The following is a 19,828-nucleotide window of genomic DNA, read 5'->3' as shown; positions in this document are numbered from 1 at the left end:
CATTCTTTCTTCTATTTTTGCAAACACAAGATTCATCCATATGCCCAAAATAATTGTTGCGATTGATGGCTATTCCAGCTGTGGCAAAAGCACAACTGCGAAACTGGTTGCAAAGCAGCTGAATTACCCCTATATCGACACCGGTGCTATGTATCGGGCTGTTACACTGTATTTTATACAAAATCACGTTAGCCTTACCAATCCCAAAGAAACTGAAACAGCGCTGAGCAACATTCACATTTCCTTCCGCAGGCATGCCGAACTGGGGCGTAACGACACTTACCTGAACGGGCTCAATGTAGAAGATGAGATCCGCAAAATGTATGTGTCTGAAAAGGTGAGCGATGTGAGTGCGATTGCGGAAGTAAGACACGCGCTGGTGGCGCAGCAACAGCGCATGGGCAAAACCAAAGGCATTGTTATGGATGGCCGGGACATCGGGACCGTCGTTTTTCCACAAGCGGAATTGAAGATTTTTATGACCGCTGATCCCCTGATCCGCGCGCAAAGAAGGCAACTTGAATTACTCGAAAAGGGAGAGCTGATAGGGCTTCCGGAAATTGCCGAAAACCTGAGAATGCGCGATCATATTGATACTACCCGTGCAGAAAGTCCGCTGCGGCAAGCAGCAGATGCTGTTTACATCGATAATTCCCTGATGACGCTGGACGAGCAGGTTGAAATGGTTGTCAGGCTGGCCGATGAGCAGATCGGGTTGTCACTCCGCCGGAGGGCGAGCCGGGCCTGATATGGAAGAGCACGACTACGACTATCTGATTGTTGGACAAGGCATTGCGGGCACTTCGCTGGCCATGCATTTGTTGGATCTTGGTAAAAAAATCTTAATAGTAAACGATTCACAAGCACCTTCTTCCTCAGAAGTTGCGGCGGGGATATTTAATCCTTTAACCGGTAAAAAGCTGGTAAAAACCTGGCTCGCGGACGACCTCTTTCCCTATGCAAAGGGCTTTTACGGTTATCTTGAAGCAATATTTGGTGAGAAATTTGTGCATCCCGCACCTATTTATCGACCATTTCGCTCGATAGCCGAACAAAACACTTATCTCGCCCAGACAGCCGATCCGAAAATCGCTTCCTATATAAAGCAGGACGGAGATTCCGCCGATTTATCCGATTACATCCATGCCGATTACGGCGGTTTGGAAGTGATCCGGTCTGGCTGGATTGACCTGCCTGTGTTATTGGATCAAAGCAAAAATTATTTTCTGGAATACGGAATGCTTATTGATGAAGCGTTCGATATCAATGCGTTGTCTGTTTCAACGGATGGGATAGTTTGGAAAGACAAGACATTCGGAAAGCTGGTTTTATGTCAGGGATTCAAGGCTTTGGAAAATGACTTTTTCAACTGGCTTCCTTTTACGCCGGTGAAAGGGCAAATTCTGGAAATTGAAACCGAAGTTCCTTTGCAGGAGTACATTGTAAACCAGGGGATTTTTATGTTTCCGGTGGCTGAAAAAGTGAGCCGGGTAGGGGCCACCTATTCCTGGGATCCGCTGGATTGGGACCCCACAGAAGAAGCCACTGCTGAACTGAAAGAAAAGCTCAGTGCGCTGCTGAAAATACGGTATCATATTCGCTCGGAAGTGGCGGGGATCAGGCCGTCTGTAAGGGATCGCAGACCGCTGATCGGCGTGCATCCTGCATACCATAATGTTGCTATTTTCAATGGATTAGGGACGAAGGGTGTTACGCTGGCGCCATTTTTCGCAAATGAGCTTGCCCAACATTTGGAAAACGGTAAAGAATTGAATCCGCTAGTTAATATTCAGCGGTATTTTTCGTTATATTTCCGTTGAAGTCAGCCTTAGCACTATGAGCATAAAATCTATATACAAGTTAACCTTTTCGGTCGGTCTTTTAGCGGTTTTAGGATTATTTACCGAATCAGTAGCGCAGCGCTACCCCTCCCAGGAAACATTTGGAAAGAACAGGGTCCAGTACAAGACCTTTAACTGGAAAATATTCAGAACAACCAATTTCGAAATCTATCATTACCAGGGCGGAACTGCGCTTGCCAAGCTGACTGCGCAATATGCTGAAAGTGAATTTGATAAGATCACCGATATCCTGGGCTGGACTCCATATAGCCGTGTAAAAATCTTTCTCTACAATTCTCCTGCCGAGCTGGAACAGAGCAACATGGGGCTGTCCACATTGGATAACCTTAATGAGCAAAAACTTGATCTTTCCCAGTCACGGGTCGAAGTTGCATATACCGGAAACCAGGTTACGTTTCGCCAGAAATTGGTAAAAGACATCAGCCTTTTGTTTGTCTACGACATGCTTTATGGCGGAAATATGAAGGAAGCGCTGCAAAGTTCATTGCTGCTGACGCTCCCGGAATGGTTTATGTCGGGAACCGCGGCTTACATTGCAGAAGGCTGGTCTCCGGAATTGAACGACTACATGCGTGATTTTTTCAAAAATCGCAATGTGCGTAAGCCGACATTAATGACTGGCAATGACGCTACACTGATCGGTCACTCCATCTGGAATTACATTGCTGAACGCTACGGAAAAGACAAGATTTCAGATATCCTGAACCTTACCCGCATTATCAGGACCGAGCAAACCAGCATTACCAGTACGTTGGGAATTCAGTCTTACAACCGTTTTCTACGCGATTGGAAGGCGTATTATTTAAATCAAAACAAAAACGCCGAACAATTTTACGCTGATCCGGCTCCAACCTGGAAATATAAGCTGAACGAATTCGGCGTTTCCGATGCAAGCGCTGTAATTAAGGTGTCTCCGGATAAGAAATTTACTGCCGTTAGTGAGATCAAGAATGGTCGTTACCGGGTTTATTTGTTTGATAGTGAGACTGGTAGCAAGAAAATTGTTCGTCAGGGCAAGCTTGATTTCATAGGTGGAAGGGTGAAAACGCAGCCGCCGCTTTTAGGCTGGTCCCGTAATAATGTTTTATCGATCCTGGCTACGGAAAATGACCGTAAGAATTTTTATCAGTATGAAAACCTGGGCACGAAAAAGGTTAAGGTGAAGCTGAAACGAAATATTCGTGGTCTGGATCAAATCGTGGATATGGATGTTTCGCATGACGGAACAATGCTTGCCGTAAGTGCGGATAAGGGTGGACAAAATGACCTTTATCTGATCAGCGTTGCACGGGCTTCTGCATTGCCACTAACCAGCGATCTTTATGATGATCTCTCCCCACGTTTCGTGCAAGGATCGTCGCGCAGGGTGGTTTTCTCTTCAAACCGGTCGGTGGATTCGCTCGGAACCGGCGATAAGGGAAACTACAAATCAATTTCGGGGTCGTTTACGATTTTCGAGCATGATGGAACGCCCAAGTCGGACAATCTGCTGAAACTCGTTGAGGCGGATGGAAAAACCAAGATCCTGCCGGTTTACGCCGACGAAAATGACATTGTTTACATTTCCAATGAGAAAGGAGTAAGCAACCTGTTTAAATTTAACCGCGCAAGCAATACAAATTCCCAGCTCACCAACTACATTCAAGGCATCAGAAATGCGGATTTGACGACCAAATCGGGTGGAGGATTGGCTTACACTTATTTGAACGACGGTTATTACACAGCGGCTTTCAAAAATGGTTTTGATATCAATGCAACAGTAAACACACCGGCATTGACCAATGGTGCTGCGGCGGCTGCCCCGGCTGGAATATCAGCTGCTGGTGCGACAACGGGCCAGCGGGCAGATTCGACACAGCAGGCAAAACCTGCGGGAACGCCTAAAATTGCTTTGAAAGACGGCGAAGTGGACACCGATAATTACGAATTTGACGAGGATGTTTTGAAAGCTTTCGAATCAAAACAGCGCCGGGGAACATTCCCGACATCGCCAAGCACATTGTCGAGATCGAAAGCAACAAGGGAGAACATTGCTATCAAAGGGCCATATCCATACAAAGGATTATTCATTACCAACGACGCCAGTTCCGACTGGCGCATCGACCCGATCAGGGGATTTGGTTACGCTCAGTCCATTTCGATGAATGATCTGCTTGAAAACCATGTCATCAAAGCAGGACTTTTCATTTCTTCAAACTTCCGGAACAGCGATCTTTTTGCAGAATATAACAATAATACTTACCGCATTGATTTCGGGCTTCGTATAGACAGAAAGAGCCTTTACGTTGATTCGGAAGGAGCGCCACAGAAATACCGGTTTAACCAGCTGATGTTCACGGCATCCTATCCATTTTCAACGACGAGCCGCTTCTCGCTTTCCCCGATGTTTAGCTCCACGCGTATGATTGACGTGTATTTACTGCCAAATCCTGACCTGGCATCGAGCTATGGCGGTTTGCGGAGTGAATATGTGTTTGATAACACGCGGGTAAACGGCATGAATATGATGGAAGGAACGCGTTTCAAGATCCGTTATGACCTGCAACAAGGCTTGTCAAATGGTAATGAAAGTTTCAACCGCGTAAGTCTCGATTTTCGTCATTACCAAAAAATCCACCGCGACCTGATCCTGGCGGTTCGTGCTTCGGCGAGTCACTCGGGCGGTAAGGCGCCAAAACAGAACATTCTGGGCGGGATGGAAAACTGGATCGGAAATAAAAAGGAAGTACGCACCGGGGACAACCCGCTTGATTTTCAAAAAGACAACCGCGACATTTTCTTTGCAGATTTCGCAACCAATTTGCGAGGCTTCAAACTGAACCGGTTATCCGGAACAAGCTATATGTTGTTGAATGCGGAATTGAGAATCCCATTGGTAAAATATCTTTACCGCGGTGCAATCACTTCCAGCTTCCTGCGCAACTTCCAGATCGTCGGTTTTGGCGATATCGGAACTGCATGGACGGGTAAGGGGCCATTCAGCGAAAACAACAGCTTGAATACACAAATCATTGGAAGCGAGGAAGATCCTTTCCGCGCAACGGTTACCAACTTCAAAAATCCGTATTTAATGGGTTATGGAGTTGGCGCCAGAACGACGTTATTCGGCTTTTATGCCAAGTTTGATTACGCCTGGGGTGTCGACAACGGTTATACAAACAAGGCCGTTCCTTATGTGACATTAGGCTATGATTTTTAATTAAAAATCAGTATAAATTTTAAAATCACGGTTCTTATTGGTGGCAAGGGATAACCTCTCTTGCCATTTTTAGTTAATAATTGATTTAAATGAATCTCATGAACACACAACTTTTCCGGATCAGATTAAATGTTTGCCTTTCGCTGTTGGCAGCCGCAAGTTTCCAGCCTCTTTTAGCTCAAAGAGAAGTCCTTTACGAACAATATGTGCAAAGCCCGATGACCATTAACCCCGGCTTCACGGGTGTTCGGGAGACTTTCAATATGACAGCAATGTTCCGCAGAAAATGGTTTAACATTCAAAATTCGCCATCCAGTCAGACATTCACCGCAGACGGAACCATTGCCAATGGCAAGTTTGGAATAGGCTTTATGGCATTGAATGACCAGACGAGTTTTTTCACTACCACGGGCTTTTCAGGCTCGTTTGCCTATCATCTCGGAATTTCGGATAATTGGAAGCTGGGGCTTGGTGCGCAGGGTGGAATTAATGTGCTTCCGGTTGTGGATTTGAGCTCTCCCAGGAATAATACTGTGCTCGGAAGCTTTGGAATCGGGGCGTGGCTGCGTTCGGATCGTCTGTATTTTGGGATATCAAAACCGGAACTATCAACACAGAATTTCGGCAATCAGGCAATAACCAGCGTTTATCGTCGTCCCTTATATATAATGGCCGGTGGCAGTTACTATTTAAATGATGATCTCATGATATTGCCGCACGTTCTGTTTGTCCAGGAAAAGGACCATGCACTGCGTTTTGACCTGGGTAGCAGGTTTTGGTTTAATGAAAAAGTCGGCATAGGGGCGTCATACCGGATTGGGGGCGGATATCAGTCTTTTTCGCAAAAAGTGGATTATTTGCAGATCTCGGCAGAAGTGCAGGCAGGAAAGAATATCAGATTGGGATATTTTTACAGCACGCGCCAGGTTGAGCAACTTTACGCCAACTATTCCGGCCCGAAAGGCATACATGAACTAATGCTGAAATTTGTCCCGAGTCCGAACGGGTTTCAGAAAAACTAGTGCGGCTGGACGGTCAGAGATCGTTTTTGGCCTAAGTTAAAAGGATAATTTATTCGTAATGTTTTAATAAGTCTCGTACCTTTGTGCGGTAAATGAATTACTCACTTTTGTGATGGATAAATACACATATATAGCAAATTCCGACGGCGCTTACATAGAGGAATTGTACAATTCCTATAAGCAGAATCCAGCTTCAGTAGACGAAGGCTGGCAGAAATTTTTTGAAGGCTTTGACTTCTCACAAAAGTATCCTGTCAACGGCAACGGCCATGCGAACGGCGCTGCTAATGGTAAGGAAGCAGCCACAATTTCGAAAACTGATCCCTCCCGTATCCGCAAGGAAATGGAAGTTGTCCACCTAATCCGTGGTTTCAGGTCAAGAGGCCACTTACTGGCAACTACCAACCCCATTCAAAAGCGCAAGGATCGTCAGCCTCAGTTAGATATCGTTGATTTTAATCTTGGGAATGAAGATTTGGACACGGTTTTTGAAGCAGGCGTTGAGCTTTTCGGTCGTCCGGCATCACTGCGTGAAATCGTCGATTCGCTTAAAACGATTTATACAAGAAACATTGGTTTCGAATATTTATACATCCGTGACCGCGAGCAAAAAAGCTGGTTGCGCAAGAAAATTGAGAAGGAAGCATTGAATATGAGTTTCTCAATTGATGAGAAAAAACATATTCTTTCAAAGCTGAACGAGGCGGTTGTTTTTGAAAATTTCCTTCACACAAAATATTTAGGTCAAAAGCGTTTTTCTCTGGAAGGTGGCGAAACTACCATCCCTGCATTGGACGCGATGATCAACAAGGCTGCTGAAATGGGCGTTGTAGAAGTGATGATCGGGATGGCACACCGTGGCCGTCTGAACGTGCTTGCCAACGTGATGCAAAAAACTTATGGCCAGATCTTCAACGAGTTTGAAGGTAACTTGCCGGATCAGGTCTGGGGAGACGGCGACGTGAAATACCACATGGGTTTTGCTAGCCAGATCACAACCAAGAATGGTGAAAAAGTACATCTCAAACTAGCGCCTAACCCATCTCACCTTGAAGCGGTTAACCCAGTTGTTGAAGGCTACATCCGCGCACGTGCCGATGGCATGTACGACAGTGATTACGACCGCGTTCTGCCGGTTCTGATTCACGGTGATGCAGCAGTGGCAGGTCAGGGGATTGTTTATGAAGTGACCCAAATGTCTGCCTTAAATGGCTACTACACAGGTGGGACTATTCACTTTGTGATCAACAACCAGGTTGGTTTTACAACAGACTTCATTGACGCAAGGTCCAGCATTTACTGTACAGACATTGCAAAGATCGTGGATGCGCCTGTTCTGCACGTAAATGGGGATGATCCTGAGGCAGTTGTGTTTTGTATGCGACTGGCTGTCGAATATCGTCAGACGTTTAATAAGGACATTTTCATTGATATGGTTTGCTATCGCCGTCATGGTCACAACGAGGCGGACGAACCGAAATTTACGCAGCCTGTTCTTTACAAATCCATTGAGAATCACCAGAATCCACGGGAGATTTATCAAAAAACGCTTTCAGATCGCGGTGATATAGACGCGCAACTGGCGGCTAACATGGACAAAGAGTTCAAGCAGCTTTTGCAGGAGCGCTTGGATATGGTGAAGCAAAAAGCATTGCCATATATCATGCCGAAACTGGAACAGGAATGGCATACATTGCGCAAATCGCGGCCGGAGGATTTTGAAAAATCGCCTGAAACCGGTGTTCCGTTGGAAACATTGGAAAAAATCGGGAAAGCATTGATCAGCACGCCCGAGAATTTTAGCCGTCTGAAACAGATCGATAAGTTGCTCAAAGATCGTGAGCAAATGATCTTTGATAAAAAAGAAGTAAACTGGGCAACAGCCGAATTGCTTGCTTACGGTTCCATTCTTACTGAAGGGAACATTGTCAGGTTAAGCGGCCAGGATGTGCAGCGCGGAACATTCTCTCACCGTCATGCGGTGCTTAGGGATGTGGAAACGAATGCAGCTTATAATAGTTTACAGCATATTCAGGAAGGTCAGGGGCCGTTCATGATCTACAACTCGCTGCTTTCAGAATACGGCGTTTTGGGTTTTGAATTTGGGTATTCCATGGCAAACCCTAATGCATTGGTGATCTGGGAAGCGCAGTTTGGTGACTTTGCAAATGGTACGCAGGTGATCATCGACCAGTTTGTTACTTCAAGTGAAACGAAATGGGATCGCTGGACAGGGTTGGTAATGCTGCTGCCTCATGGATATGAAGGCCAGGGACCGGAGCACTCCAATGCACGGCCGGAGCGTTATTTGCAGCTTTCTGCTAATTACAACCTGATTGTGGCAAACGTAACAACGCCTGCGAACTTCTTCCATTTAATGCGCAGGCAGTTGAAGTTCCCTTTCCGTAAGCCTTTGGTAGTAATGTCGCCAAAATCAATGCTGAGACATCCATTGTGCGTTTCGCCGATCGACAGCCTCGTTAACGGCTCGTTCCAGGAAACGATAGGAGACACTTTTGCAGATCCGAAAAAGGTGAAAAAAGTGTTGCTATGCACAGGAAAGCTTTATTATGAGCTTTACGAAAAGCAGCAGACAGACAAGCGTGACGATGTTGCCATTATCCGTCTTGAACAAATGCATCCGTTCCCGCAGACGCAGATTGACGCACATCTGGCACAATATACCAATGCGAAAGTATATTGGGTGCAGGAAGAACCTTTCAATATGGGTGGCTGGACATTCATGCTGAGAATGTACAAAGGCGCAAATCCATTGCAGGTAATTGCCCGCGAATCAAGCGCTTCTCCTTCGACCGGTTTCTCGAAAATCCACGCGAAAGAGCAGGCAGAGATTATTAGCAGAGCTTTTGAATGATATTCCTATAAATTTAGACACTTAGTTCGATAACAAGATTGCACATAAAATGGCTGAAATTGAGATAAAAGTACCGCCCGTTGGCGAGTCCATTACAGAGGTTACAATAGGGAATTGGTTCAAAAATGATGGCGATTTTGTGAAAATGGATGAGGTCATTTGTGGACTTGATTCGGATAAAGCGACATTTGAATTAACAGCAGAAGCAGAAGGCACCCTGCACATTAAAGCGCAGGAAGGCGATACGCTGAACATTGGCGACCTGATTGCAACCATCGATTCAGCTGCGAACGGTGCATCGAAAGATACTGCTCCGAAACAGGAAGCTGCCCCAGCTGCCAACGCCGCTGCACCAGCTGCGTCTGCCGCTGTGGAACCAGCTGCCGACAAAATTGAAGACAAAGCAGGTGAACCCGCCGCTGTTGCGCCAGCACAAGCTGCTGCTGCTCCTGCCGGAGGTGGAAAACCATATGAGATGAAAGTTCCGGCAGTAGGAGAGTCTATTACGGAGGTTACCATTGCTTCATGGAGCAAAAAAGACGGTGATCACGTAGAAGTTGACGAGATCCTTTGCGAACTGGAATCGGATAAAGCAACATTTGAATTGCCGGCAGAAGCAGCAGGAACGTTGCGGATCGTTGGAAAAGAAGGTGAAACATTGTCCATTGGTGCGATCATTTGCACCATTGAGCCGGGAGCCGGCGGCGCGCAAGCATCCGCAGGATCTTCTCAGCAAGCCGCTGCACCAGCCGCGGAAACAGGCGGATCAGATAAAGCATACAGCGAAAAACACGCCTCACCTGTTGCTGCGAAAATTTTAGCGGAAAGAGGAATCGATCCGAAAGACGTGAATGGTTCAGGATCAGGCGGACGCATTATGAAAGACGATGCATTGAAAGCAGGCAGCAAACCAGCTGAAACTGCTGCACCGTCACAATCAGCTGCTTCGAAACCTGCTGCACCTGCCGCAGCGCCAGCACCAGCCGGAGCAAGAGGTCAGCGTCGTGAGAAAATGTCTTCGCTGCGTAAGACCATCGCACGCAGATTGGTTGCTGTAAAAAATGAAACGGCCATGCTTACCACGTTCAACGAGGTGGACATGAAGCCGGTTATGGACGTACGTTCGAAATTCAAAGATAAATTCAAAGAGAAGCATGAAGTTGGATTAGGCTTTATGTCATTCTTTGTGAAAGCAGTAACCGTTGCGTTGAAAGACTTCCCGGTTATCAATGCCTATATGGATGGCGATGAGCTGGTTTACAATGATTATGCAGACATTTCGGTGGCAGTTTCTACGCCTCGCGGCTTGGTTGTGCCTGTGATCCGCAATGCTGAAACATTGTCATTCGCAGCAGTTGAAAAAGAAATTGTTCGCTTGGCCGTTCGCGCCCGTGATGGAAAACTTGGACTGGATGAAATGTCCGGTGGAACATTCACGATCACCAACGGAGGAACATTCGGTTCGATGCTTTCAACACCGATCATCAATGCACCGCAGTCAGCAATTCTAGGAATGCATAACATTGTTGAACGTGCAGTTGTGGTTGACGGTCAGATCGTTGTTCGTCCGATTATGTACGTGGCACTTTCTTATGACCACCGCACCATTGACGGTAAAGATTCGGTAAGCTTCCTGGTTCGCGTGAAGCAGCTTCTGGAAGATCCAATGAGATTATTGCTTGATATGTAATTCAAGCATTGCAGTATAAGTGATGAAGAGAGCCTGGGCAACCGGGCTCTCTTTTTGTTTTTAGGAGAAGTTTAGAATCAACACTACAAGCATATTTAGTCAATTAACTTCTCATTATTCTTATGCCGGTCCTTATCCCGTTCCGTTTTCTTCGCCATGTTTTTTTCAAAAGCCTCGGTCAGGTTAATGCCAGTTTGATTAGCAAGGCAAATCAGCACCCACATCACATCCGCCATTTCATCGCCCAGGTCTTTGCCTAGATCCGATTTTTTAAATGACTGATCACCATATGTCCTCGCCATAATGCGGGCCAGTTCTCCTACTTCTTCCGTCAGGATCGCCATATTAGTCAATTCAGAAAAATAACGGACGCCATAGGTTTTAATCCAGTTATCAACTTGGGCTTGGGCTTCTTCGATGGTCATGGGTTAATGAGTGAATTTTGAATAAGTGAATGATTGAGTGAGTGAATGTTGACGGGTGAATGACTAAATGAGTGATGTTGAATTAGTGGATGTTTGAGTAATCTGGTATTTGATTTTGACGATGTGGTTGCTGATTGCCTTTTATCTTAAATCCTGTTTTTTGAATCTATGATAATGGTTACTGGCCCGTCATTGAGCAATGCTACTTTCATATCGGCACCGAAGATTCCGCGTTGGATGGGTTTTTCTAATTCTTTTTCCAGGAAGGTGATCATTCCTTCGTACAGTGGGGTTGCTATCTCGGGGCGGGCTGCTTCGATGAAGGAGGGCCGGTTTCCCTTTTTTGTGCTTGCATGCAGCGTGAACTGGCTGATAAGCAGAATGTCTCCGCCCACAGATTTGAGGTCAAGATTCATCTTATCATCGCTATCTCCAAACACCCGCAAACCAACAATCTTCTTTCCCAGCCACTCGATATCTTCCTGACTATCCAGGTGCGTAACGCCCAGAAGAATCAGAAAGCCCTTTTGTATCTCCCCTTCAATCTTCCCCTCAATTGTAACAGAAGCACTGCTCACACGCTGAATTACTGCGATCATTTGGATTAAGTATTTAAGAATGCGGCAAAGTTAGCGCACTTGAATGAACGATTGTACATTGCAGCACGAACGAATTTCTTTTATTTGTTCGATTCTTTTGAAAGGAAACACACATTATCACAATACATGAATCATCCGCATTACGTATTTAAATACGGAAGTAAGAAGAATACATTTTCATTTATTAGCCTTGGAAAGCGTGGCCGAATTAAGAAAATTGTCCAGTTCAGGCTTATTGAAAATAACGTTTACAACCTGGGTTTCGGAGATTATTCTGAGGAGTTCGGTACATTAGATGATCAGGTCGTTACAGATAACGGGGATATGGAAAAGTCCTGGCAACCGTTATTGCTATTATGGAGCACTTCATTAAGAGAAATCCTGAAGTGCGAATTTTCCTCACAGGCAGCACACCATCAAGAACAAGATTATATCAAATCATAATCAGCAGCCACTATGACGACTTAGCTTTACATTTTGAAATATATGGCTTCCAGCAAGAGCAGTGGAAGCGGTTTCTGAAAAATGTAAATTATGAATCATTCCTCATTTTGAAATTGTTATAACTTTACCAACATGAAATCAGCTATGAAAGTCGGATCGGTCTCTGAAAGCAATGCAGAAGGTTCCTATGACGCCAGTCTCGACAGGTTGGAAGACAAAGACTTGTTTCCTGCCAAAACCGCAATTGCAAAAGCTACATTGTCTAAGACCAGCCTTCCAGTACGAAAAGGCAAGCTTTTGAATTCTTCTTCCACATGATCTCTTTTGAGATCGAGAGCCATACTTCCAAATGAAAGAAGAACGCATATCCGTTTTTGATATTTTTAAGATTGGGATTGGGCCTTCCAGTTCGCATACGATTGGGCCATGGCGGGCGGCTCAGCAGTTTTTGCAGGTGGTTCAGGCGAAGGATGGGTTGGATGAGGTGCGGGCGGTCGATATCCATCTTTATGGTTCACTGGCAAAAACAGGTAAGGGGCATGGGACGGATATTGCGGTGATCCTGGGTCTGAGCGGTTACGATCCGGTTACGGTGAAGACGGAACATATTGATGAGATCCTGGCTGAAATTGCCACAAAGGAACGCATCGTGCTCCCCGGTGACTTACAGGTGGTTTTCTCTCCAAAGGAGAACATTATCTTCCATAAAAACGAAACACTTCCATTTCATCCAAACGGCCTTACGTTCATCGCAAACTGCGAATCCAAAGGCTTGATTGAAGAATCATATTACTCGGTAGGCGGCGGTTTCGTGATTCAGGAAGGCAAGGCTGGGGACGAGGTGAAGCCATGCGTAGATCTTCCTTTCCCAATAGACCAGGCTGCGGACTTGCTTAAATGGCATTATGCTTCACAAAAGCCTATTTGGGAGATTGTTTTAGAAAATGAGAAAGTTTGGAAAGACGAAAAGCTGGTCAGAAGCGATTTAATGAATATCTGGCACGTGATGCAGCAAAGCATTTTCCATGGTTGCCAGACGAACGGTGTTTTGCCGGGTGGTTTGAATGTGCAGCGGCGGGCGGCAGCATTAAACGAGAAGCTATTGAAAGACTTTGTCTGTGCTGGCTGTGACGACTGGATGGACGCGATCCGCCGCAGCGGTGCTGGGTTTAGTTATACATTGGATTGGGTAAGTTGCTTTGCCTTAGCAGTTAATGAAGAAAATGCGTCATATAGCAGGGTGGTTACTGCGCCAACAAACGGGTCGGCAGGAGTGATTCCGGCAGTGATTCAGTATCATCTTACTTTTTGCGGAGGGACGGATGAAGATGTGTTTCGGTTTTTGCTGACAGCCGGTGAGATCGGGAGTATTTTTAAAAAAGGAGCTACACTTTCGGCTGCTATGGGCGGTTGTCAGGCCGAAATAGGCGTGTCTTCGGCTATGGCTGCTGCTGGATTGGCGCAGGTTTCCGGTGGCACGGTTGAACAATGTCTGATGGCTGCTGAAATTGCGATGGAACATCATTTGGGTCTTACTTGCGATCCTGTGGGAGGTTTGGTGCAGATTCCCTGCATCGAGCGGAATACAATGGGAGCGATCAAGGCGATTACTGCTTGTCAGCTGGCACTGCAAAGTAACCCGGATAATGCAAAGGTTTCGCTGGACAATGTGGTGCATACCATGTGGGAGACGGCCCTGGATATGAACAATCGCTATAAGGAGACTTCGGAAGGCGGGTTAGCGGTAAATATCCCGATTAGTTTGAGTGAATGTTAAAGATTCAGCAGCAAATGTGCCAGCCCGAAGTATACGCCGTAGCCGATAAGGTCGTTGGCTGTGGTGATGAAGGGGCCGGATGCTACTGCGGGGTTAATGCCTATTTTTTCAAGTAAAATCGGTGTCATGGTTCCCATAAACGAGGCGAGAAAAACGACGGACATTAACGCTGCGGAAACGACTAACGCCAATTGTACATCGTTGCCAATCAAAAGATTAAAGCCGAAAACAATGGTGCTGATGATAATGCCATTGATAAATGCAACGGCAAACATTCTGATCAATCGCTGCCCAACCGTTGTGTCCAGACCAGTTTTATCAGCCAGACTTTGAAGAATAATAGAAGAGGTTTGAATGCCCACATTCCCGCCGGTTGATCCAATAATAGGAATGAATGCGGCCATAGCAGGGATAATTTTCAAATCTCCTTCAAAAAAACTGATAAACTTCGCTGCCAGAATCCCGCCCATCATGCCCACCAGAAGCCACGGCAAACGCGCTTTGGTCTGCTGCCAGATCGTATCGTCCTCTTCCACATCACCCGTTATACCCGCCATGGCCAATGTGTCCGAGCTGGCTTGCTCTGTGATCACGTCGATCACGTCATCAATGGTGATCCGGCCCAAAAGTTTTCCCTGCACATTCACAACAGGCAGTGCGTCAAGGTCGTAACGCTGCATGAGCTCCGCTACTTCTTCGGCCGGGCGGTATGTTTCCACGAAAATCACATCTTTGTCATACAGACTTTCAATGCGCGTATTTTTATGTGCCAGGACGATTTTTTTCAGTGAAAGAAGACCAAGCAATTTGCCAAAATCATCCACAACGTAAACCGCATACACTTTCCCAACATCCTCTGCCTGCTTACGGAGCTCTTCAATACATTGATTTACATTCCAATTGACATTTGCTTTTACCAACTCTTTCTGCATCAATCCACCAGCCACATCTTCGTCGTAATGCAGCAGATCGAGGATAAAACGCGCTTGTTCACGGTCTTCCAGCAAGGCAATCACTTCTTCGCGAACACGGATAGGCTGCTCGTTCAGCAAATCCACCGCATCATCAGAATCGAAAAGGTTGACGAAATGAGAAATTTCCTCTGAAGTGAATGCTTTCAAAAACTCACGGCGTTCATTGGGATCCATATCCGCCAGGATCTCCGCCCCGCGTTCCACATTGAGCTGCGTGATCAGGAATTTGGCACTTTCTGTTTCCAGCTCTGACAAAAGACCGGTGATATCTGCAGGAAAAAGGCTCTCCGTTTCCGTTCTGATGGATGCAGAATCCTTTTTTTCAATCAGTTCCTGAATGTGCTCTACGTAATCCTTGGTTAATTCAAACGTCATTGGTCACTTAGCTTCTAGCATTAGCAGAATGGCTCCTAGCTACATTATATACTATTAAAAGGCACTTTCAGATTTGCGGCTGCAAATCCTGGGCAAGTCTGGTTAGCTCCACGAACTGCGCCACGCTCAACTGCTCCGCCCGTTTGGTCAGCAGCGGATTTTCAGGAAATTCACCGATAGGTTTCAATGCATTGCGAAGTGTTTTTCTTCTTTGATTAAAAGCCGTTTTCACAACTCTGAAAAACATTTTTTCATCACAATCCAATGCTGCGACCGCATTCCTTCGCAACCGGATTACGCCGGACTGCACTTTGGGAGGCGGATCAAATGCACCCGGAGGCACGGAAACCAGGTAATCTATATCATAAAATGCCTGCAATAAAACGCTTAATATACCATAATCCTTATTTCCCGGAGGCGAAGCAATGCGTATAGCCACTTCTTTTTGGAGCATACAAACGATCTCGGGGATCTGATCGCGGATTTGTAATGCACGGAAAAAAATCTGAGAGGAAATGTTGTAAGGAAAGTTGCCAATGATGGCGAAAGGCCCTGAAAAGTAATCGGCCGGATTGAATTTCAGAAAGTCGCCTTCAATGATCCTGGGCGTGAGGTCTTCGTAATGTTTCTTCAGATAGGCAACCGATTCGGTGTCGATTTCAATCACATGTGTGCTGAATGCATCTTCCGTGATCAGAAACTGGGTGAGAATGCCCATCCCCGGGCCGATCTCTAAAACCGTGCTGTAACCGTTATGTCCGGAGAGTCCGTCAACGATCCGCTGAGCAATATTTAAGTCTTTCAGAAAGTGCTGGCCCAAATGCTTTTTGGCCCTTACTTTGGAATCGTCGCGCTTTTTATAATTTGTTTTCACGAACCAAAATTACGGCTTAATTCGTAGATTTATTGAATAAAGAATAGGAAGGAATCTTAAAAGTGCGATTATCGAGATAATATGGAAATGATCTTGTCCCAAACCGATTGGCAGACTATACACGCTACACTTCAGCATCTCAAACTGATTGGAATTACCTTTTCCCCGGACTTTATCATCCGGAATATCAGTGCGCACGCTTTGATGAAAACAGGTTGGCAGGAGTCGGAGCTGGTGGGACACAGTATTTTTGACAGACTCATTCCCAAGGAAGAAGAAGATGAAATCCGGCAGATGCTGGAAGAAGGCATTCAGGGAAAGCGGAAGTTGGAACAAAGAGAAGTGCCCTTTTTAGCTCAAAAAGGAACATTAAGGACGTTTTCAATCAATAGCGTGCTCATGCACAGCGAGCACGACGAGGTGGAATGTGTGACATTGGTCGGCGATGACATTACGCGCCGCCGCAGAATGGAATCGTCCATTGCCAAATCCAACTCGCAGTTGCAGGATTTGGTGGACAACACGAGTGATCTGATCCAGCTGGTTGCGGTTGACGGGAAATTTATATTCGTAAACAAAGCCTGGCGCGAAGTGCTGGGTTACGGGCTCGACGAAATTGCGTCCATGCGGATGGAAGATATTCTGCATCCGCAGCATAAAGAGCAGGCATTGGCGCAGCTGAAACTGATCGAGCAAGGCAATTCCAATCCAAATTTTGAAACGGTTTTCCTTAGTAGGGAGGGCAAAAAGGTCTTTGTGGCAGGAAGCGTCAATTGCCGTTTTGATAATGGTAAACCAACTGCTTTCCGTTGTATTTTAAATGATTATACTGAAAAAATAAGGGCTGAAAAGGCGCAGAACCTGTATTATAGCATTGCTAACTGGACTGTTAACACACAGAATCTGGATGATTTTTACCACAGCATTCATGAAGAACTTGGGAAGATCATTGACGTAAAAAACTTCTTTATCGCGCTTTACGATCCAAGCAAAAGCTACATTTATTTCCCTTATTATGTTGATCAATATTTCCAGGGAAATGTAAAGTTTACCAAGAGGAAACTGGGTAATGGAGTTACGGAATATGCCATTGCGTCCAACAAGCCGCTTTTCTTGTCGGGAGAGAAAATAGAAGAACTGGCTAAAACCAATAGCCTTTATTTATACGGCGTAACGCCAAAATTGCTCCTGTGCGTGCCCTTACGCGTAGGAGACCGTGTTACAGGGATCATTGGTGTAAAATCCTACGATGACCCTAACATGTTTGACGCGAGGGACTTAGAGTTGCTGGAATTTATCTCAGGGCAGGTCGCGATGGCGATTGCGCGGAAACAGAGCGAAGAAGAGCTAAGCAAATATCTGGCGCGTCTTAACGCGATTTTTGACAGCAGTTCTCACCTGATCTGGTCGGTTAACAAATCTTTGCAGCTGACCTCATTCAACAGGAATTACGCGGATCTCATTCAGAATCAGCTTGGTATAAGGCCTTCATTGCAGTCCAGCGCGGAGAAATTCGGCTGGCGAATGGTGGGTAACAGCAATCGCAGGACGCTCGAAACAAAATACAGGCAGGCTTTAAAAGGCGAGCCGCAATATTTTGAATTTAAAATAGACCGGAAAGGCGACGGCGAAATGTGGCTCGAATTTTACCTTAACCCTATTCATTATGCGGATGGTGTTATTGAGGAGGTTTCGGGCATTGCGCGCGACATTACGCGGCGTAAGGAGGCTGAACTGTCGTTAAGGCATAGTGAAGAGCTTTTCCGGGGAATATTTGAAAACCTGCAAGACATTTATTGCCGCATTAACCGCCTGGGTGAGATTACCATGATTAGCCAATCTGTGTTGAAAAGGCTTGGTTACCTGCCGGGCGAAGTGATCGGGCACAAAATCATTGAATTTTTCCCCGATAAAAAACGGATACACTCTGCATTGATTCGGTTGAGGCGGAGCAAGAGCCTGCGTAACTTCGAGATCTCGCTTTACCGCAAAGACGGCACCGAAAGGCAGTTTATGATCAACATGCTGATGTTCACCAACGACAAAGGCAAGCCAACCGAAATTGCTGTGCTGGCGCGTGACATTACCGAATTGAAGCGCAATGAGCAGGAATTACTGAAAGCAAAAGAGCATGCAGAACGATCATTAAAGGTGAAGGAAGGATTTTTGGCCAATATGAGCCACGAAATCCGGACGCCGATGAATGGTGTGATCGGAATGATCGACTTGCTGGGCGAGACGCCGCTGAATGTGGAGCAAAAGGATTATGTGCTGACAATCAAGCGCTCGTCGGAAACATTACTGAACATTCTGAACGACATTCTGGATCTTTCCAAAATCGAAGCCGGAAAGATGGAACTGCACGAGGCGCCGATTGCGACGGAAGAACTGTTGCTCAAACTCGTATCACTTTTCGGACAGACCGCCAAAAGCAAGGGGAATACGCTCACCTATCAGATTGCACCTGACATTCCGAAGTTCATCATTGCGGACCAAACCAGGTTGTTGCAAATCTTGTCGAACCTGACCTCCAATGCATTGAAGTTCACCGAACACGGGGCAGTTACCGTGTTCCTGACATTAGTTAAGAAGGACGGATTGTTTCATAAAATAAAAGTTGAGGTTCAGGATTCGGGCATAGGGATCAGTCCGATGGACCGGCAGATCCTGTTCACCTCATTTACGCAGCTCGATAATTCTTCCCGTAAATCTTTTGGCGGAACAGGTCTTGGATTGGCCATTTCCAAGCAGCTGTGCGAGTTGATGCACGGTGAAATTGGTGTGGAATCGACCGTGGGAGAGGGCAGCACATTCTGGTTTACATTTGAAACAAAAGAAACTTCCATCGCGCAAGCCAGCACCATTGTGCAAATGGAGGAAACGCCGATTGAGAATGTTTTCACAGACTATCATCCCACCATTCTGCTGGTGGACGATAATGCGGTAAACCGGAAAGTAGCGAACGAAATCCTGAAAAAATCGGGGTGCTACGTGGATCTGGCAGAGAGCGGGTTTAAGGCGATTGAAATGGTTGAAGCGAAAAGAAAAGTTTCGGATGTGAGTTACGACATTATATTCATGGATATCCAAATGCCTGATATGGATGGCGTGGAGACTTCCCAGGAGTTGAAAAAACGTTTCCGGGACACTATGCCGCCGATTGTGGCCATGACGGCCTACTCCATGAAGGAGGACCGTGACCGGTTTATGAGCCAGGGCATGGACGATTACATTGCCAAACCTATCCGCGCACAAACATTGATCCTTAAAGTGAAAGACTTGCTGGGTAATGTGGAAAGCCGCAAGCTGGAATCAAAACAGCGCGAAATTGCCCAGGAAGTGGTGTTGCCGGTTTTGGACAAGGAAATTATCGATCAGCTGAACGGCATTGGCGGCCCTGATCTGGTATGGTCTGTGTTTGAAGATTTTGTTACAGAATCTAATGAGCTGGTTGCGGGTGCTTTGGAGGCATATGCTAAAGGGGACATTAAAACGGTGAAAAGCAATTTGCATACATTAAAGGGAAGCGGTGGAACTGTGGGCGTGGCACAGGTTGCAGAAATAGCGCGCGACGCGGAATGGCGGTTGAAATCGGATGATACGAGCACGCTCGGCGAGGCGCTTCCGAAGCTGGAAAAAGCTTATCAAAAATTCCTGGATGCATATGAAGGGCTTTTAAAGGAGTGGTTGAAGTGAAATTTCTCGTCAGGTA

At 46.1% G+C, this 19,828-nt stretch carries 13 protein-coding genes and 1 pseudogene; 10 read left to right on the top strand and 4 right to left on the bottom strand.

Annotation, left to right across the window (positions count from 1 at the left end):
- Window positions 1-40: 40 nt before the first annotated feature.
- The 6 genes from cmk (at window position 41) to odhB (ending at window position 10,648) form a co-directional block, all read left to right on the top strand.
- Complete coding sequence (gene cmk, locus G395_RS0119695) at window positions 41-748, top strand: (d)CMP kinase (protein WP_026631641.1); 708 nt, start codon at window positions 41-43, stop codon at window positions 746-748.
- 1 nt (window position 749) lies between these two features.
- Complete coding sequence (locus G395_RS0119690; RefSeq protein WP_026631640.1) at window positions 750-1,820, top strand: NAD(P)/FAD-dependent oxidoreductase; 1,071 nt, start codon at window positions 750-752, stop codon at window positions 1,818-1,820.
- A gap of 16 nt (window positions 1,821-1,836) precedes the next feature.
- Window positions 1,837-5,061: a hypothetical protein gene (locus G395_RS0119685; protein ID WP_026631639.1), complete on the top strand. Its 3,225-nt coding sequence runs from the start codon at window positions 1,837-1,839 to the stop codon at window positions 5,059-5,061.
- A 98-nt stretch (window positions 5,062-5,159) separates the two neighbouring features.
- Window positions 5,160-6,083: a PorP/SprF family type IX secretion system membrane protein gene (locus G395_RS0119680; protein ID WP_157486748.1), complete on the top strand. Its 924-nt coding sequence runs from the start codon at window positions 5,160-5,162 to the stop codon at window positions 6,081-6,083.
- Between the two features lie 112 nt (window positions 6,084-6,195).
- On the top strand, window positions 6,196-8,958 hold the full coding sequence (locus G395_RS0119675) for a 2-oxoglutarate dehydrogenase E1 component (RefSeq protein ID WP_026631637.1): 2,763 nt from the start codon (window positions 6,196-6,198) through the stop codon (window positions 8,956-8,958).
- A 49-nt stretch (window positions 8,959-9,007) separates the two neighbouring features.
- Entirely contained in the window at window positions 9,008-10,648 is a 1,641-nt protein-coding gene (odhB, locus tag G395_RS0119670) for a 2-oxoglutarate dehydrogenase complex dihydrolipoyllysine-residue succinyltransferase (RefSeq protein WP_026631636.1), read from the top strand.
- A gap of 95 nt (window positions 10,649-10,743) precedes the next feature.
- Here odhB and G395_RS0119665 read toward each other — a convergent pair whose 3' ends face one another.
- Together G395_RS0119665 and dtd are read right to left on the bottom strand one after the other, a co-directional pair.
- Window positions 10,744-11,073 carry a nucleotide pyrophosphohydrolase gene (locus G395_RS0119665; protein ID WP_026631635.1) on the bottom strand — a complete coding sequence of 110 codons (330 nt, stop codon included), beginning with the start codon at window positions 11,071-11,073 and terminating at the stop codon, window positions 10,744-10,746.
- 146 nt (window positions 11,074-11,219) lie between these two features.
- Window positions 11,220-11,672: a D-aminoacyl-tRNA deacylase gene (gene dtd / locus G395_RS0119660; RefSeq protein ID WP_026631634.1), complete on the bottom strand. Its 453-nt coding sequence runs from the start codon at window positions 11,670-11,672 to the stop codon at window positions 11,220-11,222.
- A gap of 126 nt (window positions 11,673-11,798) precedes the next feature.
- Here dtd and G395_RS29820 point away from each other — a divergent pair.
- From G395_RS29820 to G395_RS0119645, 3 genes and pseudogenes are all read left to right on the top strand, one after another.
- Window positions 11,799-12,238 (top strand): annotated as a pseudogene (locus G395_RS29820) (DUF6934 family protein).
- Window positions 12,239-12,248: 10 nt separating this feature from the next.
- Window positions 12,249-12,434 carry a hypothetical protein gene (locus tag G395_RS0119650; protein ID WP_026631633.1) on the top strand — a complete coding sequence of 62 codons (186 nt, stop codon included), beginning with the start codon at window positions 12,249-12,251 and terminating at the stop codon, window positions 12,432-12,434.
- A 31-nt stretch (window positions 12,435-12,465) separates the two neighbouring features.
- Window positions 12,466-13,893, top strand: coding sequence for an L-serine ammonia-lyase (locus tag G395_RS0119645; protein WP_026631632.1), 1,428 nt, complete (start codon window positions 12,466-12,468; stop codon window positions 13,891-13,893).
- Here G395_RS0119645 and mgtE read toward each other — a convergent pair.
- Window positions 13,890-15,242 (bottom strand): magnesium transporter, encoded by a 1,353-nt coding sequence (gene mgtE, locus G395_RS0119640; RefSeq protein WP_026631631.1) that lies wholly within the window; start codon window positions 15,240-15,242, stop codon window positions 13,890-13,892. The two genes, G395_RS0119645 and mgtE, sit on opposite strands and share 4 nt — an antisense overlap.
- Before the next feature lie 67 nt (window positions 15,243-15,309).
- A complete protein-coding gene (rsmA, locus tag G395_RS0119635; protein WP_026631630.1) occupies window positions 15,310-16,116 on the bottom strand; it encodes a 16S rRNA (adenine(1518)-N(6)/adenine(1519)-N(6))-dimethyltransferase RsmA in 807 nt (268 codons plus the stop codon).
- An 81-nt stretch (window positions 16,117-16,197) separates the two neighbouring features.
- Between rsmA and G395_RS0119630 the strand changes: the two genes are divergently transcribed.
- Window positions 16,198-19,812 carry a PAS domain S-box protein gene (locus G395_RS0119630; protein ID WP_026631629.1) on the top strand — a complete coding sequence of 1,205 codons (3,615 nt, stop codon included), beginning with the start codon at window positions 16,198-16,200 and terminating at the stop codon, window positions 19,810-19,812.
- Window positions 19,813-19,828 lie beyond the last annotated feature (16 nt).

Origin of the sequence: Dyadobacter alkalitolerans DSM 23607 (assembly GCF_000428845.1) — a bacterium.
Classification (GTDB): Bacteria; Bacteroidota; Bacteroidia; order Cytophagales; family Spirosomataceae; genus Dyadobacter; species Dyadobacter alkalitolerans.
Note: the sequence above shows the minus strand (reverse complement) of the source record. Positions and strands in the feature narration are given on the sequence as shown.